This is a genomic window from Gordonia sp. LMA167, from assembly GCF_058130025.1.
Window position 1 is genome coordinate 5,174,502 of the sequence record NZ_CM176708.1, and the last position, 23,870, is coordinate 5,198,371.

25 protein-coding genes, 1 tRNA gene and 1 other RNA gene are annotated in these 23,870 nt (G+C 66.1%); 7 read left to right on the plus strand and 20 right to left on the minus strand.

What is annotated here, in order from left to right:
* The first annotated feature begins 12 nt into the window (after positions 1-12).
* Positions 13-2,538 carry a patatin-like protein gene (locus ACVT6V_RS23545; RefSeq protein ID WP_489896509.1) on the plus strand — a complete coding sequence of 842 codons (2,526 nt, stop codon included), beginning with the start codon at positions 13-15 and terminating at the stop codon, positions 2,536-2,538.
* Positions 2,535-2,720 carry a hypothetical protein gene (locus tag ACVT6V_RS23550; protein WP_489896510.1) on the plus strand — a complete coding sequence of 62 codons (186 nt, stop codon included), beginning with the start codon at positions 2,535-2,537 and terminating at the stop codon, positions 2,718-2,720. The genes ACVT6V_RS23545 and ACVT6V_RS23550 overlap by 4 nt, the downstream gene beginning before the upstream one ends.
* A 67-nt stretch (positions 2,721-2,787) precedes the next feature.
* On the opposite strand, the gene ACVT6V_RS23555 is transcribed toward ACVT6V_RS23550, so the two are convergent.
* From ACVT6V_RS23555 to pgm, 4 genes are all read right to left on the minus strand, one after another.
* Positions 2,788-2,860 (minus strand) — tRNA-Ala (locus ACVT6V_RS23555).
* Positions 2,861-2,952: 92 nt separating this feature from the next.
* Positions 2,953-3,699, minus strand: coding sequence for a DsbA family protein (locus tag ACVT6V_RS23560; protein WP_489896511.1), 747 nt, complete (start codon positions 3,697-3,699; stop codon positions 2,953-2,955).
* Entirely contained in the window at positions 3,696-4,049 is a 354-nt protein-coding gene (locus tag ACVT6V_RS23565) for a hypothetical protein (RefSeq protein WP_489896512.1), read from the minus strand. Before ACVT6V_RS23565 ends, ACVT6V_RS23560 begins: the two co-directional genes overlap by 4 nt.
* A 48-nt stretch (positions 4,050-4,097) precedes the next feature.
* Positions 4,098-5,738: a phosphoglucomutase (alpha-D-glucose-1,6-bisphosphate-dependent) gene (gene pgm, locus ACVT6V_RS23570; protein WP_489896513.1), complete on the minus strand. Its 1,641-nt coding sequence runs from the start codon at positions 5,736-5,738 to the stop codon at positions 4,098-4,100.
* Between the two features lie 139 nt (positions 5,739-5,877).
* Between pgm and ACVT6V_RS23575 the strand changes: the two genes are divergently transcribed.
* Positions 5,878-6,561 (plus strand): alpha/beta fold hydrolase, encoded by a 684-nt coding sequence (locus ACVT6V_RS23575; protein ID WP_489896514.1) that lies wholly within the window; start codon positions 5,878-5,880, stop codon positions 6,559-6,561.
* Between the two features lie 79 nt (positions 6,562-6,640).
* Positions 6,641-8,143, plus strand: coding sequence for a carboxylesterase/lipase family protein (locus ACVT6V_RS23580; RefSeq protein WP_489896515.1), 1,503 nt, complete (start codon positions 6,641-6,643; stop codon positions 8,141-8,143).
* Positions 8,144-8,211: 68 nt separating this feature from the next.
* Here ACVT6V_RS23580 and ssrA read toward each other — a convergent pair.
* Together ssrA and ACVT6V_RS23590 are read right to left on the minus strand one after the other, a co-directional pair.
* Positions 8,212-8,582: a transfer-messenger RNA gene (ssrA, locus tag ACVT6V_RS23585) on the minus strand.
* A gap of 87 nt (positions 8,583-8,669) precedes the next feature.
* Positions 8,670-9,191: a TetR/AcrR family transcriptional regulator gene (locus ACVT6V_RS23590; RefSeq protein ID WP_489900979.1), complete on the minus strand. Its 522-nt coding sequence runs from the start codon at positions 9,189-9,191 to the stop codon at positions 8,670-8,672.
* A gap of 186 nt (positions 9,192-9,377) precedes the next feature.
* Between ACVT6V_RS23590 and ACVT6V_RS23595 the strand changes: the two genes are divergently transcribed.
* A complete protein-coding gene (locus ACVT6V_RS23595) occupies positions 9,378-9,698 on the plus strand; it encodes a hypothetical protein (RefSeq protein WP_489896516.1) in 321 nt (106 codons plus the stop codon).
* A gap of 9 nt (positions 9,699-9,707) precedes the next feature.
* Here the strand turns inward: ACVT6V_RS23595 and ACVT6V_RS23600 are convergent, their stop codons facing one another.
* The 8 genes from ACVT6V_RS23600 to ACVT6V_RS23635 all read right to left on the minus strand — a co-directional run bounded on the left by ACVT6V_RS23600 (position 9,708) and on the right by ACVT6V_RS23635 (position 16,241).
* Entirely contained in the window at positions 9,708-10,955 is a 1,248-nt protein-coding gene (locus tag ACVT6V_RS23600) for a glycoside hydrolase family 27 protein (RefSeq protein WP_489900980.1), read from the minus strand.
* A gap of 45 nt (positions 10,956-11,000) precedes the next feature.
* Positions 11,001-11,474, minus strand: coding sequence for an SsrA-binding protein SmpB (smpB, locus tag ACVT6V_RS23605; RefSeq protein WP_489896517.1), 474 nt, complete (start codon positions 11,472-11,474; stop codon positions 11,001-11,003).
* Between the two features lie 21 nt (positions 11,475-11,495).
* A complete protein-coding gene (gene ftsX / locus ACVT6V_RS23610) occupies positions 11,496-12,404 on the minus strand; it encodes a permease-like cell division protein FtsX (RefSeq protein ID WP_489896518.1) in 909 nt (302 codons plus the stop codon).
* 80 nt (positions 12,405-12,484) lie between these two features.
* Positions 12,485-13,171 carry a cell division ATP-binding protein FtsE gene (gene ftsE / locus ACVT6V_RS23615; RefSeq protein WP_489896519.1) on the minus strand — a complete coding sequence of 229 codons (687 nt, stop codon included), beginning with the start codon at positions 13,169-13,171 and terminating at the stop codon, positions 12,485-12,487.
* 67 nt (positions 13,172-13,238) lie between these two features.
* Complete coding sequence (locus ACVT6V_RS23620; protein ID WP_489896520.1) at positions 13,239-13,703, minus strand: Rv3103c transmembrane domain-containing protein; 465 nt, start codon at positions 13,701-13,703, stop codon at positions 13,239-13,241.
* The gene (locus ACVT6V_RS23625; protein ID WP_489896521.1) at positions 13,700-14,656 is read right to left on the minus strand and encodes a mechanosensitive ion channel family protein; all 957 of its coding nucleotides are present in this window, start codon (positions 14,654-14,656) and stop codon (positions 13,700-13,702) included. The genes ACVT6V_RS23620 and ACVT6V_RS23625 overlap by 4 nt, the downstream gene beginning before the upstream one ends.
* A gap of 1 nt (position 14,657) precedes the next feature.
* Entirely contained in the window at positions 14,658-15,773 is a 1,116-nt protein-coding gene (gene prfB, locus ACVT6V_RS23630) for a peptide chain release factor 2 (RefSeq protein WP_489900981.1), read from the minus strand.
* Positions 15,774-15,839: 66 nt separating this feature from the next.
* Positions 15,840-16,241, minus strand: a complete 402-nt coding sequence (locus tag ACVT6V_RS23635) for a hypothetical protein (RefSeq protein WP_489896522.1) — start codon at positions 16,239-16,241, stop codon at positions 15,840-15,842.
* Positions 16,242-16,337: 96 nt separating this feature from the next.
* Between ACVT6V_RS23635 and hisN the strand changes: the two genes are divergently transcribed.
* Positions 16,338-17,159 (plus strand): histidinol-phosphatase, encoded by an 822-nt coding sequence (hisN, locus tag ACVT6V_RS23640; protein WP_489896523.1) that lies wholly within the window; start codon positions 16,338-16,340, stop codon positions 17,157-17,159.
* 79 nt (positions 17,160-17,238) lie between these two features.
* Positions 17,239-17,637, plus strand: coding sequence for a VOC family protein (locus tag ACVT6V_RS23645; RefSeq protein WP_489900983.1), 399 nt, complete (start codon positions 17,239-17,241; stop codon positions 17,635-17,637).
* A gap of 371 nt (positions 17,638-18,008) precedes the next feature.
* On the opposite strand, the gene ACVT6V_RS23650 is transcribed toward ACVT6V_RS23645, so the two are convergent.
* The 6 genes from ACVT6V_RS23650 to hpaD form a co-directional block, all read right to left on the minus strand.
* Positions 18,009-18,668: an MBL fold metallo-hydrolase gene (locus tag ACVT6V_RS23650; RefSeq protein ID WP_489896524.1), complete on the minus strand. Its 660-nt coding sequence runs from the start codon at positions 18,666-18,668 to the stop codon at positions 18,009-18,011.
* A 73-nt stretch (positions 18,669-18,741) separates the two neighbouring features.
* Positions 18,742-19,227, minus strand: coding sequence for a DUF2752 domain-containing protein (locus ACVT6V_RS23655; protein WP_489896525.1), 486 nt, complete (start codon positions 19,225-19,227; stop codon positions 18,742-18,744).
* Between the two features lie 147 nt (positions 19,228-19,374).
* Positions 19,375-20,781: an aldehyde dehydrogenase family protein gene (locus ACVT6V_RS23660; protein ID WP_489896526.1), complete on the minus strand. Its 1,407-nt coding sequence runs from the start codon at positions 20,779-20,781 to the stop codon at positions 19,375-19,377.
* Between the two features lie 50 nt (positions 20,782-20,831).
* Positions 20,832-21,635 carry an HpcH/HpaI aldolase family protein gene (locus ACVT6V_RS23665; RefSeq protein ID WP_489896527.1) on the minus strand — a complete coding sequence of 268 codons (804 nt, stop codon included), beginning with the start codon at positions 21,633-21,635 and terminating at the stop codon, positions 20,832-20,834.
* Complete coding sequence (gene hpaH / locus ACVT6V_RS23670; RefSeq protein WP_489896528.1) at positions 21,620-22,405, minus strand: 2-oxo-hept-4-ene-1,7-dioate hydratase; 786 nt, start codon at positions 22,403-22,405, stop codon at positions 21,620-21,622. Before hpaH ends, ACVT6V_RS23665 begins: the two co-directional genes overlap by 16 nt.
* Before the next feature lie 260 nt (positions 22,406-22,665).
* Positions 22,666-23,829, minus strand: coding sequence for a 3,4-dihydroxyphenylacetate 2,3-dioxygenase (gene hpaD / locus ACVT6V_RS23675; protein ID WP_489896529.1), 1,164 nt, complete (start codon positions 23,827-23,829; stop codon positions 22,666-22,668).
* Between the last annotated feature and the right edge of the window lie 41 nt (positions 23,830-23,870).

Genomic DNA, 23,870 nt, shown 5'->3' on the forward strand with positions numbered 1-23,870 from the left:
GAGCGCACTCACATGCCGCCTGACGATTCGTCCGACCACTCCCCTGACGACAAACACGAGACCGTCACCGAACTTCGGCTGGCGCTGGTTTGTTATGGCGGGGTGTCACTCGCCGTATACATGCACGGCGTGACCAAGGAACTACACAAACTCGTCGTCGCCGCCCGCGCCTTCGACCGCGCCGGCAATCGACCTGATGCCGACAACCCGTTCACCCACCCGAGCAGTTCGGCCACGGACGTCCATCGCGACACCGAGGCGGTCTACTTCGAGACACTGAAGGATCTCGCCGCGGCCGGGCATCCGTTGTCGGTGGTCATCGACATCATCGGCGGAACGTCGGCGGGCGGGATCAACGGTGTGGTGCTGGCCAAGGCATTGGCCGTCAATGCCGGCCAGGACGCGTTGCGTGACCTGTGGATCAAGGACGGGGACCTCCGGAAGCTGTTGCGCGGCCCGACATTCGCCGGCCTCGCCGTTCAGGCCGGGATGGCTGCGATCTGGGCGGCCGCCACCGCCTGGCGCTCGACATCCCTGTTGCGCTCGGACGTGATGTCGCGCAATCTGCTGAACGCGCTCACGACGATGGACACCGAGGTCGAGCGGCGAACATCGGCCGACCATTCCGGCGAACTCAACTCGCTGATACCCGACGGTCGGCGCGTGCAACTGTTCGTCACGACGACGGATCAGAACGGCTTCGACGTCGTCGTCCCGTCCGGTGCCGGCGGCGTCGGCCAGCGCGACAGAGCGTACGCACAGGTGATGGAGTTCCGCAGCAAGAACGCGGACCCGGGGAGCACCCCGGTTGGTCTCGGACCGGAAAGCACTCCGGCACTGACCTTTGCCGCGCGCGCGACGTCGGCATTTCCGGCGGCCTTCTTGCCGGTCTCCCGAAGCGGGTTCCTGTCCGAGGTCAAGAAGGCCATCACCCTCGACGCGACGGCGCTCGAGGAGGTGTTCCGGTTCCGCTATCCCAACACGCCCGGGGTTCGAGACAAGAAGGCTCCCGAGCAGGCCTTCGTCGACGGCGGCCTCATCGACAACGCGCCGTTCGACCTCGTCATCGACGCCATCGCACGGGAGTCCGCGCAGAGCCGGGTCATCCGCCGTCTGGTCTATATCGAGCCGGATCCGGGAGCCGCACTCACCGATCCGGTCAAGCGTCGCGGCGGCGGCTCACAATCGTTCGCCGCCGACCTCCTCGGGATCAAGGCTCCGCTGACCAGTCATTCGATCCTGAAAGACCTACTCCGGCTGCGGGACATGAATGCGCGAATCGATGAGATCGGTGCCGTGGCCGAACAGCAGAACACAGAGATCGAGCACAATCTGCGGGAGCGGGTCGAAGAGACCGTCGCAGCGCAGATGAAACGGCAGTCGGACGGCGGCACGATGCCGGAGACCTTCCTCGGCCAACTCAGGGCACTCGAGTCGGCGCAGAAGATCTCCGACACCTTCTACGCGCAGGCCAAGACAACACTGAGGGCGACCTGGAGCACCTACGAACGGATGAAGGCGCTGGCGATCGCGGACCGGGTCGCGACCGCGATCCTCACCTGTCACCGGCTCCCCAACGAGTCCTCGACGGCCGCCTACATCAGGTCAGCGCTCTCGCAGTACGTCCGTGGGCTGCCGGAGTGGGACGACGAGCGGTCGGGTGACCCCGACACCGACAATGAAGGCTCCGCCCTCGCGAAGACGTTCTTGAAACCCCACGACACGCCATACAGCGAGCGACGATTCCTGTTCATCATCGACGGCATCAACAGCCTGTACCGGAGCGGAGGTCCACCCCGGGCACAGGTCGACGCGCTCAAGGCGAAGGTATGGGCCGAGCTGAGCGCTACACAGGCCGCGCCCGAGGCGGCGTTCACGGACAAGCGGATCGACGTCGAATTCCTGATCGCCGCCGCCGAGCAATCGACACCTGGCGAAGGGCTCTCCGCCGACCTCGTCAGGCGGATCAAGGCACTTTTCACCGAGTACGCCGCATTCCTCGAGTCCGAACTGCACAACGACAACGAAGCCATCTGGAAGATCTTCACCGAGACCGTCGACGCCGCGCAGGACAGTGGCAGCGTCGCCGATTCCGAATCACGTCCCGGCGGTTGGGGCGACGGCGACTTCCGTCTGCTGGCGTCGCGTTACCTCGGGTTCCCGAAGTGGGACGCCATCCTCTTCCCGATCATGGCGCTGTCCAAGATCCCGCAGTTCTCGCCGATCCCCGTCAGCCAGTTCAGCCCGCGGGAGGCCACCACCCTGTCCCAGAAAGAATCTGAACGCCCTGAGCTGTGTGGCAACGGGCTCGCCCATTTCAGTGCCTTTCTGAAACCGGGGTACCGGGAGAACGACTATCTCTTCGGTCGCCTCGACGGCGCCGACCTGATCATCCGGCTGCTCGGCAACACGGCCGCCGGGGTCGACACCACCGAACGCGCCTGGGAGGCGATGCGAGCGATCTACGATGCCGAACAGGGTCTGAAGAACATCCCGGACAAATCGCGCGCGTGGCTGAAGGACTGCTTCGAATCATGAGCAACAATTCCAATGCCGGTGCGGCCGGCGGTGGCGCCATCTACGGGCTCGGCATCCTCGGCGCCTGGGTCTATTTCTGGCAGCAGGTCGACGGTGGCTTCTGGCACTACGTGTGGGCCATCATCGAAGGCTTGTTCTGGCCCGCGTTCATGGTCTATGACGCCTTCGTTGCGCTCAACTGAGCACGGGTCCGCCCGCCCACAAACCAGAGAAGTCCGTCCCGACTCGGTCGGAACGGACTTCTCGCGGTGGAGCTAAGGGGACTCGAACCCCTGACCCCCACACTGCCAGTGTGGTGCGCTACCAGCTGCGCCATAGCCCCGTATTCTGTTGTTCACCCGTTTCAAGGGCAAAGGCGAAACTACACCATCGTCGTCACTGCGGCCAAATCCGCTGGACGCGGGCCGGGACACCTCAGCCGTTGTCGGCCAGCAGCTGATCGAGCCACCCGGAGCCGTTCATGATGCCGTCGACAGGTTCGCCGCCCGAGAGGACCGTCGGGGTGGCGACCTGACCGCCGTTGGCCTTGGCGAGCTGGGTCTGCGACTGCTCGGCCGCGGTGTTCGCCTCGTCCACCTTGGCGCCATCTGAGATGCATTTCTGCGTTGCGGCCGAGGCCCCCTGTTCGCCGGCTATTCGCGCGATGTCGGCATTGCTCAGGTCGGTGCTCCCCCCTTCCTTCGGCTGGTCGGCGAACAGCGCGGTGTGGAACTTGAGGAACACCTCCTTGTCCTCATTCGAACCCACACACTGCGCTGCGCCGGCCGCTCGGGACGAATAGTCGCCGGATGACGACTCGTCGTTGAGGAACGTCAGCATGTGATAGCGCACCCGCAGCGAGCCGTCCTGGACGGCCTTGGTGATGGCCGCACCCGACTGCTGCTCGAACTCGTGGCAGACCGGACACATGAAGTCCTCGAAGACGTCGATGGTCTGCGGCGCGGACGGCGCGCCGATGATCAGGGCGGCGTTGTCACTGAGGACTGCCTCGTCGACGCCGCCCCTGTCGCGCTTGCTGTTCCACACCACGCCGCCGACGATGAGAGCCGCGATGATCGCGATCGCGACTCCTGCCAAGATGTAGGTCGTGCGGCTCGAGTTGGCTCGCGGCTGATACTTCGACGTCGCCGCGGATCCGGCCGGCTTGCGCTTGTCGCTCACACCTTTTCCTTCTGATCATTCGATTCCGTACGTGTGAGGTGCCCGTTCGGTCTCGCCTCGATGTCGGCGACCTCCACGCCATCGACCTCGGCGCATGCGCCGGACCCGACGAAGCGGCGCGAACGGTGCCCGAGTGACGCGGGCGTGCGCGGATAAACGACGAGCCGCGCGGCATGCGCCAGGAAGCCGGTGTCACGAGTGACCTCGATCGCGTCGTGCCGCCGGGTCACCGTCGCGTCCCGATCGTCCGTGCCGGAACACCCGCAGTCGATCGTGTAGCCACGATTCGCCGATGCGCGAGTCACGCCGGCAGCGGTGATCACGCGGCCACGGGTCTGTCCTCGGCACACGCAGACGACTCTAACCGGCACCGAATAGGAGCAACCTGAGACGACAGGTCAGACGAGCACGGAGTCGACCAGCTCCTGGGCCTGCGCCTGCACGATGGCGAGGTGATCGGCTCCCTTGAACGACTCGGCGTAGATCTTGTAGACGTCCTCGGTTCCCGACGGCCGCGCCGCGAACCACGCGTTCTCGGTCGTCACCTTGAGGCCGCCGATCGGCGCGCCGTTGCCCGGTGCCTCGGTGAGGATGGCGGTGATTTGTTCACCGGCCAGTTCCTCGGCCTTCACCTGATCCGCGGACAGCTTTGCCAGCAGCGCCTTCTGCGCGCGCGTCGCCGGTGCGTCGATGCGCGCGTACGCGGTCTCGCCGTAACGCCCGGCGAGTTCGCGATAACGCTCCGACGGTGTCTGGCCCGTCTTCGCGAGCATCTCCGAGGCGAGCAGCGCCATGATGATGCCGTCCTTGTCGGTCGACCACGGCTTGCCGTCGAAGGTGAGGAACGACGCCCCGGCGCTCTCCTCCCCACCGAATGCGATGCTGCCGTCGAGCAATCCGTCGACGAACCACTTGAACCCCACCGGGACCTCGAGGAGGCGACGACCGATGCCGGCGACCACCCGATCGATCAGGGACGAGCTCACCAGCGTCTTGCCCACCGCCGCGCCCTCTTTCCATCCCGGACGGTGCGTGAACAGGTAGTCGATCGCCACGGCCAGATAGTGGTTGGGGTTCATCAGACCGGCATCGGGCGTGACGATCCCGTGGCGGTCGGAATCGGCGTCGTTGCCTGTCGCTATGTCGTAGCTGTCGCGGGCGGAGATGAGCGAGGCCATCGCGTTCGGCGAGGAGCAGTCCATCCGGATCTTGCCGTCGGTGTCCAGGGTCATGAACCGGAACGTCGGATCGACGGTCGGATTCACGACGGTGAGGTTCTCCAAGCTGTAACGGAAACCGATCTCCGCCCAGTACCCCACCGATGCACCGCCGAGGGGATCCGCCCCGATCCGGACTCCCGCATCGCGAATGGCGGCCATGTCGATGACCTCGTGCAGGTGATCGACATAGGTGGCCGTGTAGGGGAAGTCGTGGATGAACTCGCTGCGACGTGCCCGCTCGAACGGGATCCGCTTGACGCCATCGAGCTTGTTCGCGAGCAGTTCGTTGGCGCGGCGTGCCACGACCGAGGTGATCGACGTGTCGGCCGGACCACCACTGGGCGGGTTGTATTTGAATCCACCGTCGCGCGGCGGGTTGTGCGACGGCGTCACGACGATCCCGTCGGCCTGCACGCCGGGATTCGCCTGGTTGAACCGCAGAATCGCGAAGCTGACCGCAGGGGTCGGGGTGAACTTCTCGTTCTCGGCGATGTAGACGTCCACCTCGTTGGCGGTCAGCACCTCGAGCGCGCTGCGCCACGCCGGGATCGATAGCGCATGGGTGTCGAAACCGATGAACAACGGGCCGGTGATGCCGGCCGACTTCCGGTATTCGACGATCGCCTGAGTGGTTGCGAGGATGTGCGCCTCGTTGAAGGCGGCATCGAGACTCGATCCGCGATGCCCGGACGTCCCGAACAGGACCTGCTGCATCGGATCGTCGGGGTCAGGCGACTTGTCGTAGTAGGCGCGTTCCACCGCGGCCACGTCGATCAGATCCTCGGGGAGCGCTGGTGTACCTGCTCTCGGATGTGCCATGGCGCAATTCTGCCACTGGAACCGATCCGGACGTCGACAACGGACGAACAGCTACTGTGAGCCAAAATCAGCTGTCGCCCCACCGGACCGTTGTCACAGAGGACCCTGTCATGAACCCATCCGTCCCGATCGGACCGCCGTGCTGAAACGCGCACCCGACCCGTGCGAACTGCTGGTGCTGGTGCTCCCCGGCGGCACGGATCACAGCTACCGACCGTTCAGCCCGCGCCAGGCCTCGGCGCTGCGGATGTACCCCTTCACCTGGTCGATCCGCGCTCGTTTTCCGCGCACGGTGCGAGTGCACCAGGTCCGCTATCGCGTGTACGGCTGGAACGGCGAGCAGAACAGCCCGATGCCGTACGCCCAGAAGGCCCTCGACGATCTCGCCCACAAACACCCCGGTGTCCCGATCGTGGTCGTCGGCCATTCGATGGGCGGCCGGGTCGGGGCCCGACTGGCCGCCGATCCGCGCGTGGTGGGCCTGCTCGCGCTCGCACCGTGGTGGCAGCACGCCGATTGGCGATTTATCAACGACGATGTTCGCGTGGTCGCCATCCACGGCACCGCCGACGAGCGGACCTACCCGCGGCGGACCGAGAAGGGCGTTCGTGAACTCGTGGCCCGCGGCGTGGACGCCACCTTCGTCGCGGTCCCCGGCGGAGACCACGCGATGCTCGACCACATCGGGCTCTGGCAGCGCGCCGCACTCGATTTCGTGGGTGCTGCCCTCGCCCGTCCTCCAGAAGGCGTCAGCGCACCTACTCGCGTTGATGCGCGCGGTACCGCCGAGACGGCCATCGTCGCGAGGCGTCCCGGCCGGTAGGACTCATCGGCGCCGCCGCCGTAGGCCAGGCCTCCTCGATGCTACTGTGACGAAGCTCACACAAGCATCGAGGAGTGCCATGTCCGCTGAACCCGGCCGTCCCGTCGTCACCACCGCTTCCGGCCCGGTCCGCGGCCGCGAACTCGCCGACGGCGTCCTTCGCTTCCTCGGAATCCCTTATGCGGCAGCACCCTTCGGCCCCAACCGGATGCGCCCGCCTGCGCCGGCGGAGAAATGGGGTGAGCCGCGCGACTGCGGCGAGTTCGGCCCGACAGTGCCCAAGGGGAACTACCCACCGCACTTCGCGCCCCTCTTCGCGGAGGTGACCATCGACGGAGACGAATGCCTCAACGTCAACGTCTGGTCGCCGGGACTCGAGGGCGCACGTCCGGTGCTGGTGTGGATACACGGCGGTTCGTTCATGAACGGGTCGAACTCGGTGGCCGAGTACGACGGCGCCGCCTTCGCGCGGGACGGCGTGGTGGTGGTGTCGATCAACTACCGACTGGCCGCGGAAGGATTCCTCTATCTCGACGACGGTGTCGCCAACCTAGGACTACTGGACCAGATCGCCGCGTTGCGCTGGGTCCGGGAGAACATCGCGGCTTTCGGTGGCGATCCGGATCAGGTGACGGTCGCAGGCGAGTCCGCCGGGGCGATGAGCGTGTCGACGCTGCTGACGATGCCATCCGCACAGGGGTTGTTCTCCCGCGCGATCACGCAGTCCGGCGCCACCGCGCACACGATCAGCCCAGAACAGGGGCTGATGGTGAGCCGATTCCTCGCCGAATCGCTCGGTGTGGAGCCGACCCGGGCGGCCATTGCCGGTGTCGACCTGGACACATTGGTCACGGCCGCCGCAGATTTGGTGACCGAGGTCCAGACCAGTCCGGACCCGGAGAAGTGGGGACCCCTGGCGATGAGCCTGCTGCCGTTTGCGCCCGTCGTCGACGGAGATGTACTACCCCGCCACCCTCTCGAGGCAATGGCCGACGGCGTCGGCGCCGAGGTGACGATGCTGACCGGCTCGACGCGGGACGAAGCCAGACTGTTCCTGGTGGCGCCGCAGACCATCGGCCTCATCGACGAACCCACCTTCACCGCGACCGCACAGGCATACGGACTGGACGAGCGTGCGATCGAGACGTACCGGCAGAATCGGCCGGACGCGAGCCCGGGCGATCTCGTGGCGGCGGTCGTCACCGACTGGTTCTTCGGGATTCCGGCATTGCGTGTCGCGGAGACACGGGTGAAGGCCGGTGGCGCGCCGACCTGGCTGTACCGATTCGACTATCCGGATCCCTCGGAGAGCCGCGGGTTCGGTGCCGCACACGCCGCCGAGATCCCGTTCGTCTTCGACAACCTCCGGGAGAAGACGGTGGCGCCACGCCTCGGCGACCACCCGTCGCAGGCGGTCGCCGACACCGCCCATCGCGTCTGGGTCGACTTCGTCACCAGCGGCTCGCCGGGCTGGACGTCGTATGACCTCAGTGCCCGGCACGTGGGACTGATCGCCGACATCGTGGCCGACGTCTCCGATCCCGCCAAAGACGAACGCGAGACCTGGGAGGGCGTGCGCTGATCCGAGCGCCGCGCTCGTCCACCGTCAACAAAACGGCCCCCGAACCATTGCGGTTCAGGGGCCGTCTGCCGTGGAGCTGCCGGGAATTGAACCCGGGTCCTCCGTCGTGTCAGTAGGGCTTCTCCGTGTGCAGTCCGCTATGCCTCTACTCGGATCTCCCGGTCACGCGAACAAGCCGAGATGACGATCCCAGTCGCTGTTGGTTGTCCCGCCCCCACCCGCGACCGGCGAGGACGGTGAGCTCCCGAAGATGATGCCGGGACCCGGGCTGGGAGCAGACCCGGGCCGACAGACTAGCCGTGCTGCTCAGGCAGCGAGGGCGTAGTCGCGCTGATTCTTATCGGCGCTTAATTGGTTGCTACGACGCTTACGGTGGTCTCTAGCCTGCACCGACACGCTTCCCCTACCTCGACGCACGCAGTCGAAACCGATCAGCCCCGAGACAGGTACTCACCAGAATTCGATGAGCACTTCAGTCTAACAACGTCTGCAGTCGAAATCATCCGGGTATCCGTTCGGCGACGATTCACACGAGAACCACGGAACCGAACAGTGCGTAGGCCCGGTCCTCCCAATCGGGCGCGATCGTCCCGGTGCGCGCCTGCTCTGCCACGAGCATCCCGACCACACCGTCGACGAGGCCGTCGGGCTCGAGGTCCGCGCGCATCACACCGGCGGATATCCCGTCCCGCAGGGCCGCCTCGAGAATCTCGCGATGCATCGTGAGCACCCGCCGGAACAATTCGCTGAACGACGGGTCACTGTCGGTCAGCAAAGCCGCCATGCCCCCGAATCCGATGCCGTCGAACACCATCGCCGCCGACTGCCGGATGACCCACCGCATTCGCTGCTCGGCGGTCAGATCCCCGGAGGGGGACTCCGGGACGCCGACCGCGACGAGCGCATCGGTCAGCATCTCCTCACGATTGCGGTAGCGGCGGTAGATCGTGGTCCGGGCCACGCCCGAATGGGCCGCCACCGCCTCGATCGTGACCGCGGCGGGCCCACGCGATCGGAGAAGCTCGAGCGTCGACCCCACGATCTTCATCCCACTGTCGGTCGTCGGCGCCACCGATCAGGAATACCACGGCCGGCCTGTCGATACACGGACCGTTTCGATACACAGCATGTTGCGATACACATGGCGTATCGCTACAGTGAACGTATCGATACAGTGTGTGTATCGCTGTGGCTCGGGTCCACGAGCACGAACTCGCGAGAAAGGACTCTCACGATGCGCGACCTCGTCAGGTCGATATCGTTCTCCTACATCGGCTACCTGCTGCTTCTGATCGGCTTCACCCTGCTCGGTCTGTTCGTGGCGGCGCTCGCCCTCGGTGCCACCGCCGGCGCGTGGGGATGCGGCGTGGGGGCGGCTGCCGCCTACGCGCTCTCGGTCGCGGCATTCCGCTTTCAGATGCGCGAAAGCGCCGAGACGACCAGCAACGACGCCCTCATCCTGCACGGCGACCCGCTCATGCCCGCGGTCGAGCGTGACCGGATCGATCGGTACGAGGACAGCTACCGCGACGTCACACTCTCGGACGCGGCATGAGACAACCGCTCACACGATCTGCAGCAACGCCGTGTCGTTGACGCCGACGTCCACCGACAACTCGCCTCCCGACGCCTGATACCGCCGACCGGTCCAGGCGTCGATGGCGCTGACCGTGTGATCACCGACCAGCCCGAGGCTGGCCAACGACACCGTCATCGTCCGCGAATGGTCGCCGCGGTTGGTCAGGGACACCACGAGTCCCTTCTCCCCGATCGCCCGGGCCCAGATCTCCGGATCGTCGTCCACCGGCGCCCCCGCGCTGACCCGGTCATCCTGGTCGACCTGGATGATCGCCCGGTTGCGCAACATCGCGCGCGTCTCCGGCGACATCCGCGTCAGATCGTTGCCGGCGATCAGCGGCGCAGCCATCATCGCCCACATCGACATCTGGGTCCGCTGCTGCGCCACCGTGAGGCCGGGCTTCCCGTCGACGCCCACGACGAGCATGTCCGGGTCGTTGAACGAGCCGGCCCGGACACGGGCCGCCAGCGGCGCGACGGCGTCGGTGATGTCGACGATGCCCTGAGAACCCGAGGCATCGGCGTTGGTCGACCACACGGGCGTGATGTCATTGGTGATCCGAGTCATCGTCGCCACACCACCCCAGTCGTACTCGCTGCCCGGTACCGAGCCGGCGACGCCGCTGTTGGGGTTGATGCTGTAGACGATGGGCCGGCCGGTGTCCCGGATCGCGTCCCGCATCGCGGTGAACGCCTCGACCTGATCGTCGTGATCGGAATCGCTTGAGCACCAGTCGTATTTCAGATAGTCGACCTGCCAGTCCGCGAATGTCGCGGCATCCTGGGACTCGTGGCCGCGACTGCCGGTGGACCCCGGTGCGGAACCGAGGAACTGGGTGCAGGTCTGCTTGCTCGCCCCGGAGTAGAGGCCGAACTTCAGACCCCGCTCGTGCAGATACTCCCCGAGGGCGGCCATTCCGGAGGGAAAGCGCTTCGGGTCGGCCTGCAACGAGCCGTCCGCGGCACGCTGATCGGCCGCCCAGCAGTCGTCGACGACCACGTACCGATAACCCGCGTCCCGCAAACCGGTATCGACCAGCGCGTCCGCCTGTTCCCGCACGATCTGCTCGGTGATGTTGCAGCCGAAGGTGTTCCAGCTGTTCCAACCCATCGGCGGCGTCGCCGGCAGGCCGTCGACGGCGACGCCGTCACCGCCGATCCGCCCCTCGGGGTCCGGCGTACAGGCGGAGACAACGACCAGCGCGAGGAGTACGGAGAATACTGCCGCGACGATCCGGAGTGGATGAGGAAGTCCGTGCGGACGGGCTACATCCACCGGTCACATCCCCTTGACGCGACGACCAATCTCACGCTCGACCTCACGCTGCGCGGTGCGCCGCGCGAGGTCCTGTCGCTTGTCGTGGGCCTGTTTGCCGCGCGCGAGTGCGAGTTCCACCTTGACCTTGCCGTCGTTGAAGTACAGCGACAGCGGAACCAGCGTCAGGTTGCCATCGCGGATCTTGCCGATGAGGTTGTCGATCTCACGGCGGTGCAGCAATAACTTCCGGTTGCGTCGCGGGGCGTGATTGGTCCACGATCCGCTGCCGTATTCGGCGATGTGCAAGGCCCTCAGCCAGATCTCACCGTCGTCGACGGTCGCGAAGGCGTCGACGAGTGAGGCCTTGCCCTCGCGGAGACTCTTGACCTCGGTGCCGAGCAGCGCGATGCCGGCCTCGTAGGTGTCGAGGATGGTGTAGTTGTGTCGTGCCTTGCGATTGGTCGCGATGACATTGCGACCCTTCTCTTTCACCATGCCCACACCTCCTTTTCTAAACTATTCGCGAACATAGACACGCAGCGTCACATACGCGGTGACCCCCGACAACAGAATTCCGCCGATGATCAGCCACGGCGATACGAACAGCACGTCAGACACCCCGATACGCGCCAGGATGTTCACACCGTACAGATCGCTCAGTGCCTTGTCGAAGAACAGCACCTTCGCCGTGAAAAGTCCCCCGATGGCCAAGAAGGCGCCGATCAGCGCGGCGACCACCGCCTCGAGCAGGAACGGTAACTGCGTGTACCAACGCGTCGCGCCGACCAACCGCATGATCGACACCTCCGTCCGCCGCGTGAACGCAGCGACCTGCACGGTGTTCGCGATCAGGAGTATCGCGGCGATCGCCAACACCATCGCGACCGCGAACGCCGCGTTGCGGGTCCCGTCGAGCACGCTGAAGATACGTTTGACCAGTTCACGCTGATCGAGAGCCCCGTCCACGCCGAGGTCCTTGCGATCCTTGAACTTGTCGAGGACCGGCCCGAACTGCGACGGGTCGGACATGCGGACCTTGAGCGACGCCGGGATGGTTCCCTCGCGGATGTTGTCGGCGATGTCCGGGTTGTCCTTGAAGGTCTGCTTGGCCTGCTCGTAGGCCTCCTTGCGGTCGATGAACGTCACCGAGCCGACGCCGGGCTCGTTCTCGATCTGTGTCCGCAGCACCGAACACGGCGCCTGCTGGCAGTTGGGGTCCGCATCGGAGACGGCGTCGTTGATGAAGAACTGCATCTCGACCCGGTCGAGGAAGATCTTCTGACTCTTGTCGGCCATCTGGATCACCAACAGTCCGCCGCCGAACATGCCCAGGGTGATCGCCGTGGTCAGGATCATGGCGATGGTCATGGTCACGTTGCGACGAAGACCGTTGAGGACCTCGCTGATGATGAAGTTGGCTCGCATGGGTCTGTGCGCAGTCCTAACAGAAGTCGAGGGCGGAGGCGGTCGGCCTCACGCGGTCGTGTCACGGTCGCGGAATCGGCTCAGCCGATGCCGTAGACCCCTTGCGGATCGTTACGGACCAGCCGGCCGTTGTCGAACTCGAGGACGCGACGCCGCATGGCGTCGACGATGTGGCGATCGTGGGTGGCCATGACCACCGTGGTGCCGCGCCGGTTGACGCGGTCGAGCACGTCGACGATCTCCTCGCTGGTCTCCGGGTCCAGGTTTCCGGTGGGCTCGTCGGCGAGCAGCAGCAGCGGCCGGTTCACGATCGCGCGCGCGATCGCCACGCGCTGCATCTCGCCGCCGGACAGCTCGTACGGCATCCGGTCGGCCTTGCCCGACAGCCCGACATAGTCGAGAACCTCCGGCACGATCCGCCCGATCGTCGACGGCGACTTGCCGATGACCTCCAGCGCGAACGCCACGTTGTCGGACACGGACTTCTGTTGCAGCAACCGGAAGTCCTGGAACACGCAGCCGATCGATTGGCGCAGTTTCGGCACCGTGCGCCCCTTGAGGGTGTTGACGTGGAACTCACCCACATACACGTCGCCCGACGTCGGCTTGTCCTCCTTCAGCAGCAGGCGGAAGAAGGTGGACTTGCCCGAGCCGGATGGGCCGATGAGAAACGCGAACTCGCCCTTGTCGACCTCGAGGCTCAGGTCGGACAGCGCCGGCCTCGTCGCAGCCTTGTACTTCATCGTGACGTTCTCCAGCTTGATCACGAGAAGCCAGTGTAGCCACGGCCTCTGAGACGGCCGCTCAGGTTTGTCGCGTCACAGACGTGCCTGGTCACCGCGTCGGCACGGACGTGGTCTGCGGAGTCTGCTGATCGAAACCCGGGATGCGGATACCGGGCAGCCCCGGAATCGTCTGCTCGGTCGTCGTGGTTGTCGACTGCTCCTCGCCGGTGCCGAAGCCGCCCTCGGTGCCGCTGTCCGTCGTTTCCGTCGTCGTCGTGGTGGAACTCGGCGCGATACTCGACGACGGGGTCGAGGTCCAGGTCGGCTCCGTCGTGGTCGTGTGTGATGTCGTCACCCGAGCAGGCGGCGGTGCGACCACGCCGTACCGCTGGGACGTGTAGCCGTAGAGCACGACCGAACCGAAAAAGGCGATCAGCAGCACAGCAGTGCTGGTCCGCATCCGCGTCTTGTAGACGTGACCCCAGTCCCGGAGGCGGGGCGGAATGACCCCTCCGCTCGACTCCGAGCTCTGATCGGTGTCGGGAGATGTGCGATGCTTCCCGTCGCGGGTCATGGATTGCGCTCCTTCCCGACCTCGTCGGCCAGCGTGGCCGGTGGCCCGCTCGCGGCCTGGACGTCCCGGCCCGGGGCAACGGTGATGCCCTCGCGGGCCAGGGCGCGCACGATCTCGATGCGCAGCGCCCGGCTGACGTCGAACTGTTTGCCGGGCAGGGTTCGTGCGACCATGCGCACCGTGATCGAGTCGAGTTCGAGGTCGATCACCCCGAGTGGCGACGGCGAGTCCAGCAACAGGTCATGCCACCGCTTGCGGTTGTAGAAGTCGTCGCCCACCCGGTCGAGGGTCTCGTTGACGAGCGCGATGTCCGAGTCGGCGGGAACCGGGACGTCCACCACGGCCCGCGCCCAGTCCTTGGAGAGGTTGGTCGCCTTGATGATCTGCCCGTTGGGCACGGTGACGACCTCACCGTCGCCCGTGCGCAGCTTGGTCACCCGCAGGGTGACGTCCTCGACCGTGCCCTCGGCGACGCCGTTGCCGGTCGTGGTCAGGTTGACCACGTCGCCGTAGCCGTACTGCTTCTCGGCCACTACGAAGAAGCCCGCCAGAATGTCCTGCACCACCCGCTGTGCGCCGAAGCCGAGTGCGGCACCGAGCACCGCACCCGGACCTGCCAGACCACTTATCGGCACGCCGAGAATCACCAGGATGGTGATCGTCACGACGATGCCCACCAGGACGATCATGGTCCACGCGACGACATCGACGAGCGCGCGCCGATGTTTGGCGTCCTCGGTCTGCACGATGAGGTCGCTGTTGTCGAACTGGGCCTTGACGCGCGCGGCGTACTTGTCCGCCGACCATCGGATGCATCGGATGAGCAACAGTCCGCCCAGGATCCAGATCAGGATCTCCAGGCCGTCCGTGGCGGCCCACACATAGAACCGGCCGATCACCGACTCGGTCGCACCGGGCGCGAATGCGAGCGGTGTCACCTGGGGCAACGGCATGTCAGGCGTCTGCGGCGGCCATACGCCACCGAATCCCGGCCTCGATGAATTTGTCGATGTCACCGTCGAGGATCGCCGACGGGTTGTTGTCCTCGACGTTGGTGCGCAGATCCTTCACCATCTGGTACGGGTGCAGCACATAAGAACGCATCTGATTCCCCCAGCTCGAACCGCCATCCCCCTTGAGCGCGTCGAGCTCGGCCCGCTCCTCCTGACGCTTGCGCTCGAGCAGCTTCGCCTGGAGAACACGCATAGCCGACGCCTTGTTCTGGAGTTGGCTCTTCTCGTTCTGACAGGTTACGACGATCCCGGTCGGGATGTGGGTCAGGCGAACCGCGGAGTCGGTCGTGTTGACCGACTGCCCGCCGGGACCCGACGAGCGGTAGACGTCGACCTTCACGTCGTTCTCGTCGACGTCGATGTGGTCGGTCGTCTCGACCACCGGCAGCACCTCGACCTCGGCGAACGAGGTCTGGCGTCGACCCTGATTGTCGAACGGGCTGATCCGCACCAATCGGTGAGTGCCCTGTTCGACCGACAGTGTGCCGTACATGTACGGCGCCTTGACGGCGAACGTCGCGCTCTTGATCCCCGCCTCCTCGGCGTAGGACGTGTCGTACACCTCGACGCCGTAGTTGTGCTTCTCGGCCCACCGGATGTACATCCGCATCAACATCTGGGCCCAGTCCGCGGCGTCGACACCACCGGCACCGGATCGGATGTTGACCAGTGCGTCACGCGAGTCGTACTCGCCGGCGAGCATGGTCTTGACCTCCATCGCCTCGACGTCGGTCCTCAGCGAGGCACGCTCGGCGTCCGCGTCGGCCAGAGCCGACGCGCGGTCGTCGCCCTCCTCGGCCTCGGCGAGCTCATAGTGGACCGGCAGATCGTCGAGACGCTGGCGCAGCTCGGACACCCTGCGGAACTCGGTCTGCGCGTGGGACAGCTCACTGGTCACCTTCTGCGCGTGCTCCTGGTCGTTCCAGAGGTCCGGATCGGACGCCTGCATCTCCAGCTCGTCGATCCGACGACGCAGCTCGTCGAGGTCGAGCACCTTCTCGACCGTGGTCAAGGTGGTGCCGATGGATTCGAGGTCTGCGATTACGTCGGGATGCACGGTCATCAAGCCTACCGCCGCGAATCGGTCACGGTACGTCCGCGCCCACTACCAGCACGAAATGACTCAGGCCGGCGGTGGAGCGCCAGGAGGAAAGGCGGTGTCCATCGGCGGCAGCTCGCCGAATCGCCACGTGGAGGTGGCCTTGCCGGGCTTGTAGACGACCGGGAGATCCGCACCGACCTGCGGCCAGGGATCGTGGTCACCCAGCACAAGGGTCCCGTACACCTCGGCCGGATCGGTGCCGGGTCCGACGATCGTGCCGGACACGGTGCAGAACCGCTCCCCCTTGGCGTCGCCCTGATCTGGTCTGTCACTCACGCCGGTGACCGTCAGGGTGCCCTGCACGAACTGGGTCGCCCGGGACGCGCCGAGCGGTCGCGGGTTGCGGCCTCGCTGCCATTGGACGACGAAGGCCACCAGAACCGCGGCCAAGATCACGACGAAACCCACAGCCAGCAAGGACATGGCGCCAGCCTACCGGCCGGGGCCGGACAATCCGGACGTTCACCGCTTCGCCGCGTCCGGGTCATTCGCAGGCCCGCGTGGCGCTAACCTACCGGCATGCCAAACGACCGTGGGCCCACCGCGCTCAACGATGACCTCGAACTCGCGTTGTCCCTCGCGGATTCGGCCGACGCGCTCACCATGGAGCGCTTCGGGGCCGTCGACCTGAAAGTCGATGACAAACCGGACCTGACTCCGGTGTCCGACGCCGACATCGCCTGCGAAACGATGGTTCGCAGGCGACTTTCGGCCCGCCGCGCCGACGACGCGGTTCTCGGCGAGGAGTTCGGCGGCGATGCCGTGCTCAGTGGCCGCCAATGGGTGGTCGACCCGATCGACGGTACGAAGAATTTCGTTCGAGGTGTGCCGGTATGGGCGACCCTGATCGCATTGCTGGTCGACGGCGTGCCGCGCGTCGGAGTGGTGTCGGCGCCGGCGCTACGCCGGCGCTGGTGGGCCGCCGAGGGACACGGCGCGTTCACCGTCTTCGACGGCCAGGAGATGCCGAGACGGCTCGCGGTGTCCGGGGTGTCGACGCTGCCGTCGGCGAGCCTTGCGTTCTCGAGCCTCTCCGGCTGGGCCGACCGTGGGATCCGCGACGAGTTCATCGCGCTGACCGACGAGGTCTGGCGCGTGCGGGGCTACGGCGACTTCTACAACTACTGCCTCGTGGCCGAAGGGGCGGTCGACATCGCCGCAGAGCCCGAGGTCTCGCTCTGGGACCTCGCACCGCTTGACATCCTCGTCCGTGAGGCCGGCGGACAGTTCACCGCACTCGACGGTACCGAGGGACCCGCCGGCGGCAGCGCAGTGGCGACCAACGGACTGCTGCACGCTGCGACACTCGGGGCACTTTCGGGTGGCATGCCGACCGGCTGAAGCGCCGCATTCGTATCGCGTCGGGCGCAGCAGTCCGGGGCGTACCGTACGAAAGGGGGCTCGGCACCAAAGGAGTTGCATCATGTCGTTCCCCGCCCTCACCCACGTGGCGATCACGGTGACGGATCTCGCGGCCAGTACACGGTGGTACTCCGCATTGTTCGACGCTGAACCAGTCCTCGACGAAGACGAGGAGTCGGGCACTTTTCACCACACCGTCTTCGCACTCGACGGCGGAACGCTTTTCGGCCTGCACACCCACACGAGCCCCGGACCCGACGACTCCTTCGACGAGCGCCGCACAGGTCTCGATCACATAGCCTTCGGGACCACCCAGGACGAACTGGAGACCTGGACCAAGAAGCTCGACAGCCTCGGGATAGGCCACAGCGGGATCAAGCATGCCCACTACGGCTCAGGCATCTCGTTCCGCGATCCCGACAACATCGCTCTCGAGTTCTTCGCTCCGCCTGCGTGATCGCCCCTTGCCGGCGCGACCTCCGCTCTACCATTATCGAACATACGTTCGACGCAACAGATCGGAGGCCCCGCGTGACCCGCACCTCCCCCCAAGTCCGCCAAGCGACCGACCCGCACCTCCCCCCAGACCGCCAAGCGACCGACCCGCACCTCCCCCCAGACCGCCAAGCGACCGACCCGCACCTCCCCCAGACCGCCAGACGACCGACCCGCACCTCCCGCGGATCGAGTAGGCGCCGAGCCGCTAGGCGAGGCGCCGTATCGAGATCCCTTCCAGTGCAAGAGAACCGGGTCTCGATACGGCGCCTCGCCCCTACTCGACCACCGGCATGGGCGCGTAATCGGCACGGGCGCTGCCCGGCCGTCCGATCAGAGCTGGGTGGCCGATTCCTTGTCCAGCACCACGAACTCGGTTGCGGCGGCCTTCATCTCGGACAACCGTCCGTAGTGGATGCCCGACCCCGCGTCGGACAGGATCGCCTGGTGGATCGGTACCGCGATCCGCGGGGCCATCGCCCGAAGGTAATCGACCGACTCGCTCAGCTTCATCCACGGCGCAGCGGACGGCAGCGCCAGCACGTCGATCTTCTCGAACGGGATGTAGAACGAGTCCCCGGGATGCATGAACCGGCCCGTCATCGACTTCGTGTCCAGCACGTAGGCGACATTGTCAATCACCGGGATCTCGGGATGGATCACCGCATGACGGCCGCCGGTGAAGCGCGCCGTGACCGCACCGATCTGTACGTGCGAGCCGGCGTTCGCGGTCTGCCAGGGTCCTGCGACGTCGTCGTCGTTGAGCTGGGCGGCGGTCTGCGGGTCCGCGTAGCGCACGGCCTGCGGGTTTGCCGCGACGAGGTCGGGCAGCCGCGCGGGGTCGCAATGGTCTGGATGCTGGTGGGTGATGAGGATGGCGTCGAGATCGGTGACGCCCTCGAAGCCATGGGAGAAGTTCCCCGGATCGAACAGGACCCTGGTTCCGTCGATCTCCACCAGGACGCACGAGTGACCGAAGTGTGTGATCTGCATGAGTACCACTCTGCTCCGATCGACCGCCGACGTCACGTCGCCGCGGCGGGTCGAGGACGATCGGACCGACGTATCACACGACGAGTTGGAAGATGCCCCAGCCGAACCCGGCGTCGAGCATCCGCACGAGGCCATAGCCAAACCAGACGGCCACCAGCGCCAACGCAGCCCGGCTCGTGAGGACGCGACGGACCCGCTCCACCGATGACCCGCCGGTGATCGCCGTCCACATCGCGACACCGGTGACCACCACAGTCACCACCATGAACAGTGGTCCGAACCAGTTGAAGTTCACCGAACCGACCAGGTCACCGTGGCCGAGGGCAACCCAGCTGCGGGTGAGTCCGCAGGCCGGGCACGGCAGGCCGGTCATCCGCGCGAACGGGCACAGCCCCGGGCCACGGGCCACGGTGGCCGGCGACAAGCTCACCGCAACCGTCGTCGCGGTCAGACCGACCATGGTGACGGCTGCCGCCGTGACACGCGCGCCGCCGCCGGATGCATGCGGAGTCCTCGACGACGATGTCGCCCGGGACGAGATCTGATCACCCGCGGTCACCCGACCAGCTTAGGTACAGAAGGCCGCCGTTGACACGCGCCCGGTACGAGACCCTCGGCGCGGCGTATCCAGGGCGCGCTGGCCTGCGGCGTTAGTACATGGGCGAGCCCGCGACAGGCATCACGAACGCGATTGCCTCGCAGACGATCAGCCGTTGATAACCTGAGGCACGGAGACTCCCTTGAGGCCTTCGACACCGAACTCGAGTCCGTAACCCGACTTCTTCACACCGCCGAACGGGATCATCGGGTGCACGCCACCGTGCGAGTTGATCCACACGGTACCGGCCTCCAGCCGCGCGGCGACCTCGCGAGCCTTGTCGCGGTCACTGCTCCACACCGATGCACCCAGGCCCACATCGAGACCATTCGCCCACGTCACGACGTCGTCGAGCTCGGTGTATCGGATGATCGGCAGTGCGGGGCCGAACTGCTCTTCGGCGACGAGCGGATTGTCGTTGTCGATGTCGGCAACCAGGGTGGTCGGGTAGAAGTTGCCGGCCGCACCGGTGTCGGGGTCACCGCCGGTGAGGATCTTGGCACCCGACTCCTTGGCCGCGTCCACCAACCGAGTAACGATGTCGAACTGCCTGCGGTTCTGCAGCGGTCCGAGGACGTTTCGTTCGTCGAGCCCGCGACCCATCGGCATGGTGCCGGCGACCTCGAGAAGTGCGTCGCACACCTGGTCGTAGACATCGGTGTGAACGTAGAGTCGCTTCATCGCCGCACAGGTCTGCCCGGTGTTGATGAAGGCACCCCAGAACAGATCCTGCGCAATGGCTTTCGCGTCGACGTCGGACAGCACGATACCGGCGTCGTTGCCGCCGAGCTCGAGGGTGAGCCGCTTGACCGTGTCGGCGGAGCTCTTGATGATGGACTGGCCGGTCGTGGTGGAGCCGGTGAACATCACCTTGTCGATGTCGGGGTGGCTGGAGATCCGGGCACCGACTTCACGGTCGCCGACGACGGGGATCAGCAGGTCGGCGGGCAGCACGCTGTTCATCACGGTGATGAGCGCGAGGACGCTGAGCGGGGTGAACTCCGACGGCTTCACCACGGCGGTGTTGCCCATGCGGAGCGCCGGGGCGACCTGCCAGATGGTGATCATCATCGGCCAGTTCCATGGTCCGATCGCACCGACGACGCCGACGGGGCGGTAGTGCAGCTCGGCATGGGTCTCGTCGTCGTCGACAACGGTCTGTCCGGGCAGCTGAGTGGCGGCGGTGGCGCGAAGCCAGGCCGAGCAGCCACCCAGTTCGAAGCGAGCGTTGGGGCCGTTGAGCGGTTTGCCCTGTTCCCGTGACAGCAGCTCGGCCAGCGGTTCGGCGGCGGCGTCGATCGCATCGGCGACCGTCATCAGCAGGTCGACCCGTTCGGAATCGGTCCGCGCTGCCCATGCCGGCTGGGCCGCCCGCGCACGGGCGATGGCCTCGTCGAGCTCGTCGACGGACTGGAAGCGGACCTTGCCGACGACCTCATCGGTCGCCGGATCGGTGATCTCCCGACCGTCGGGATCGGTGATCTCGGCCAGGAGGGAGTCGTAGGTGACACTCATGACGGGATTCCTTCGATATCGGTCCGGCCTCATTGCCGGATGTTTGGGTGTCAGTAGCTGCTACGACCGGCCTCAGGCCGGTCGGTGACAAATCGTGCGGCGAGTGCCTCCGAGCCACGCGCCAGTAGCGCGACGTCGGCGCCGACGAGTAGGAAAGTGGCCCCGGCTGCGGCGTAGCTGTCGGCCTGTTCGGGGACAAACGCATTGACTCCCACCGGCTTTCCAGCCGACCGGACCCCGGCGAACGCCTTCTCAACCTGCGCGACGACGTCCGGGTGGGTCTGCTGCCCGAGCAGTCCCATCGACGCCGCGAGGTCGCTGGGCCCGACGAACACTCCATCGATGCCCGGGGTCTCGGCGATGGCACGGGCGTTCTCGACCCCCTCAGCCGTCTCGATCTGGACGAATACCGACACATGATCGGCCGCACCCTCCAGGTAGCCGTCGACACGATTCCAGCGCGCCGAGCGGGCCAGCGCACTGCCCACTCCCCGACGACCGATCGGCGGATACTGAGCCGCAGCCGCAACCTCGCGGGCCTCGCCGGCGGTCGAGACCATCGGGACCAGGATGGTCTGCGCCCCGAGGTCGAGCACCTGTTTGACGATGACCGGGTCGGCCGCCGGCACCCGCACGACCGGCACGGCGTCGTAGCCCGACATCGCATAGAGTTGCGCGAGAACCGATTCCAACCCGTTCGGGGCATGTTCCATGTCGATGAGCACCCAGTCGAGCCCGGAGCCCGCCATGATCTCCGCCGACACCGGCGAGCCGAGACAGATCCAGCCGCCGAACAGCGGCCGGTCGGTGTTCGACAAGGCCTCGCGCAGGGTGGGTTTCAGACGAATCGACATGACACCGTACCCATCGGCCCGTAGTCGGCGAGCACGGTGTCGCCCTTCTCCACCCACATCGGGCGGGTGAACGAACCGGCGAGCACGATCTCTCCCGCCTCGAGTCGATCACCATGTTGTGCGAGCTTGTTCGCCAGCCAGGCAACACCGGTCGCCGGATGGTTGAGTACCGCTGCGGCGACCCCGGATTCCTCGATCGTCTCGTTGCGGTAGAGCAGCGCAGCCACCCAGCGCAGGTCGATCTCGTTGATATTCTTCGGGTTTCCGCCATAGACGATCCCGCCCATGGCGGCGTTGTCGCTGATCGTGTCGACGATGGTGCGGCCGGCCATCTCGATCCGCGAGCTGAGGATCTCGAGCGCCGGCACCACATAGTCGGTGGCCCGCAGCACATCGAACACGGTCACATTCGGACCTTTGAGCGGCTCGGCGAGGACGAACGCCAGCTCCACCTCGATACGCACGTTCGAGAACCGGCCGTGCTCGATGACCGATCCGTTCTCGAACACCATGTCGTCGAAGATCGCCCCGTAATCGGGTTCGGTGATGCCGGTCGCGGCCTGCATCACCTTGCTGGTGAGCCCGATCTTGCGGCCGACCGGACGGCGGCCGGATTCGACTCCGCGACGACGCCATTCGTTCTGGACCGCGTAGGAGTCCTCGACGGTCATATCCGGATACCGCGCGGTCAACAACGGCACCATGGTGCGGTCACGTTCGGCCGCCGCCAGCTCGTCGGCGATGTCAGTGATCGTCTGGGCGGGAAGCATTGTGTCCTCCTTCTGAGTGGTTTCGATCTCGACAAGCTCGATCCGGCGGATACGCGTCGGGCTCGCTCCGCTCGCCCTCGAAGCGAAACGCGGCGAACGGACGCCTCCACCGCTGATCGAGTAAGCCGAGGAGCGCTGGCGACGAGGCGCATCGAGATCGGGTGGCGGCGGGTCTCGATGCGCTCGGCTCCTTCGTCGCCGGGCTTACTCGACCAGCGGGGCGGCGGCGGCTCTCGACCAGCCGGGGGTGCAAACGGTTCCTACAGCTGGGCGCCGAGTTTGTACTCGCCCTTCTTCCAGTCGGGCATCTGTTCGTCGTCAGCCTTGCGGGTGTAGGAGAATCCGTCGGCCCCGATGGTCACCGCCATCTCCGAGTCGTCGGTACGGGTCACCACTGGCTGCGGGTTGCCGTCGAGGTCGAGCACGAGCGACGCATCGGTGTACCAACTGGGGACCACCGGATTGCCCCACCAGTCACGGCGCTGATTGTCGTGTACGTCCCAGGTGACGACCGGATTGTCCGGGTCGCCGGTGTAGTAGTCCTGCGTATAGATCTCGACGCGGTGCCCGTCGGGGTCGCGAAGATAGAGGTAGAACGCATTGGACACACCGTGCCGGCCGGGACCGCGCTCGATGGCATCCGAACGGCGCAGCGCACCGAGCTTGTCGCAGATCGCGAGGATGTTGTGCTTCTCGTGAGTCGCGAACGCCACATGGTGCATGCGCGGTCCGTCGCCGCCGGTTGTCGCGGTGTCGTGCACGGTGGGCTTTCGACGCATCCACGCGGCGTAGACGGTGCCGTGCTCGTCCTGGATGTCCTCCGTGACCCGGAAGCCGAGGTCTTGGTAATGCCGAACGGCGCGGGGCACATCCGGGGTGACCTGATTGAAGTGATCCAGGCGCACCAACTCGCCCGGCGTGTGCAGGTCGTAGCGCCACGACAACCGCTCGACGTGGTCGGTCTGGTAGAAGAACTCGTACGGGAACCCGAGTGGGTCCTCCACGCGTACCGAGTCGCCGATGCCCTTCACGAAGCCCTCCTCCCGACGTTCCACGCGGCAGCCGATCTCGGTGTAGAAGGCGACGGCTTTGTCCAGGTCTTCAGGGGTGCGGACCCGGTAGGAGAACGCAGCGACGGCGGCGACCGGACCCTTGCGCAGCACGAGGTTGTGGTGGATGAACTCCTCGGTCGAGCGCAGGTAGATCGCCTCGTCGTCCTCTTCGGTGACGTAGAGGCCCAGGACGTCGACGTAGAACTCGCGCGATGCCGCCAGATCGGTGACGACGATCTCCATGTAGGCGCACCGCAGGATGTCGGGGGGCGATGCCTGCGGCGTCGCGACGGGGTTGTCGGAATGGATCGGTGCTTCCTGCGAGACGTAGTAGCCCGACGAGGTCAGGGTCATCTCTTCGCGGTTGGTCATATCAGCGTCCTTGGTGATGAAAATGATTGTGGAATAAAGGG

Coding starts and splice junctions, on each gene's coding strand:
- pgm (WP_489896513.1), bottom strand. CDS start 5,738: ATGGCACATCCGAGAGCAGGTACACCAGCGCTCCCCGAGGATCTGATC.
- ACVT6V_RS23545 (WP_489896509.1), top strand. CDS start 13: ATGCCGCCTGACGATTCGTCCGACCACTCCCCTGACGACAAACACGAG.
- ftsX (WP_489896518.1), bottom strand. CDS start 12,404: ATGCGAGCCAACTTCATCATCAGCGAGGTCCTCAACGGTCTTCGTCGC.
- ACVT6V_RS23650 (WP_489896524.1), bottom strand. CDS start 18,668: ATGCAGATCACACACTTCGGTCACTCGTGCGTCCTGGTGGAGATCGAC.
- ACVT6V_RS23590 (WP_489900979.1), bottom strand. CDS start 9,191: ATGAAGATCGTGGGGTCGACGCTCGAGCTTCTCCGATCGCGTGGGCCC.
- ACVT6V_RS23665 (WP_489896527.1), bottom strand. CDS start 21,635: ATGTCGATTCGTCTGAAACCCACCCTGCGCGAGGCCTTGTCGAACACC.
- ACVT6V_RS23660 (WP_489896526.1), bottom strand. CDS start 20,781: ATGAGTGTCACCTACGACTCCCTCCTGGCCGAGATCACCGATCCCGAC.
- ACVT6V_RS23580 (WP_489896515.1), top strand. CDS start 6,641: ATGTCCGCTGAACCCGGCCGTCCCGTCGTCACCACCGCTTCCGGCCCG.
- smpB (WP_489896517.1), bottom strand. CDS start 11,474: ATGGTGAAAGAGAAGGGTCGCAATGTCATCGCGACCAATCGCAAGGCA.
- ACVT6V_RS23625 (WP_489896521.1), bottom strand. CDS start 14,656: ATGCCGTTGCCCCAGGTGACACCGCTCGCATTCGCGCCCGGTGCGACC.
- hpaD (WP_489896529.1), bottom strand. CDS start 23,829: ATGACCAACCGCGAAGAGATGACCCTGACCTCGTCGGGCTACTACGTC.
- ACVT6V_RS23550 (WP_489896510.1), top strand. CDS start 2,535: ATGAGCAACAATTCCAATGCCGGTGCGGCCGGCGGTGGCGCCATCTAC.
- ACVT6V_RS23595 (WP_489896516.1), top strand. CDS start 9,378: ATGCGCGACCTCGTCAGGTCGATATCGTTCTCCTACATCGGCTACCTG.
- ACVT6V_RS23620 (WP_489896520.1), bottom strand. CDS start 13,703: ATGACCCGCGACGGGAAGCATCGCACATCTCCCGACACCGATCAGAGC.
- ACVT6V_RS23635 (WP_489896522.1), bottom strand. CDS start 16,241: ATGTCCTTGCTGGCTGTGGGTTTCGTCGTGATCTTGGCCGCGGTTCTG.
- hpaH (WP_489896528.1), bottom strand. CDS start 22,405: ATGCTTCCCGCCCAGACGATCACTGACATCGCCGACGAGCTGGCGGCG.
- hisN (WP_489896523.1), top strand. CDS start 16,338: ATGCCAAACGACCGTGGGCCCACCGCGCTCAACGATGACCTCGAACTC.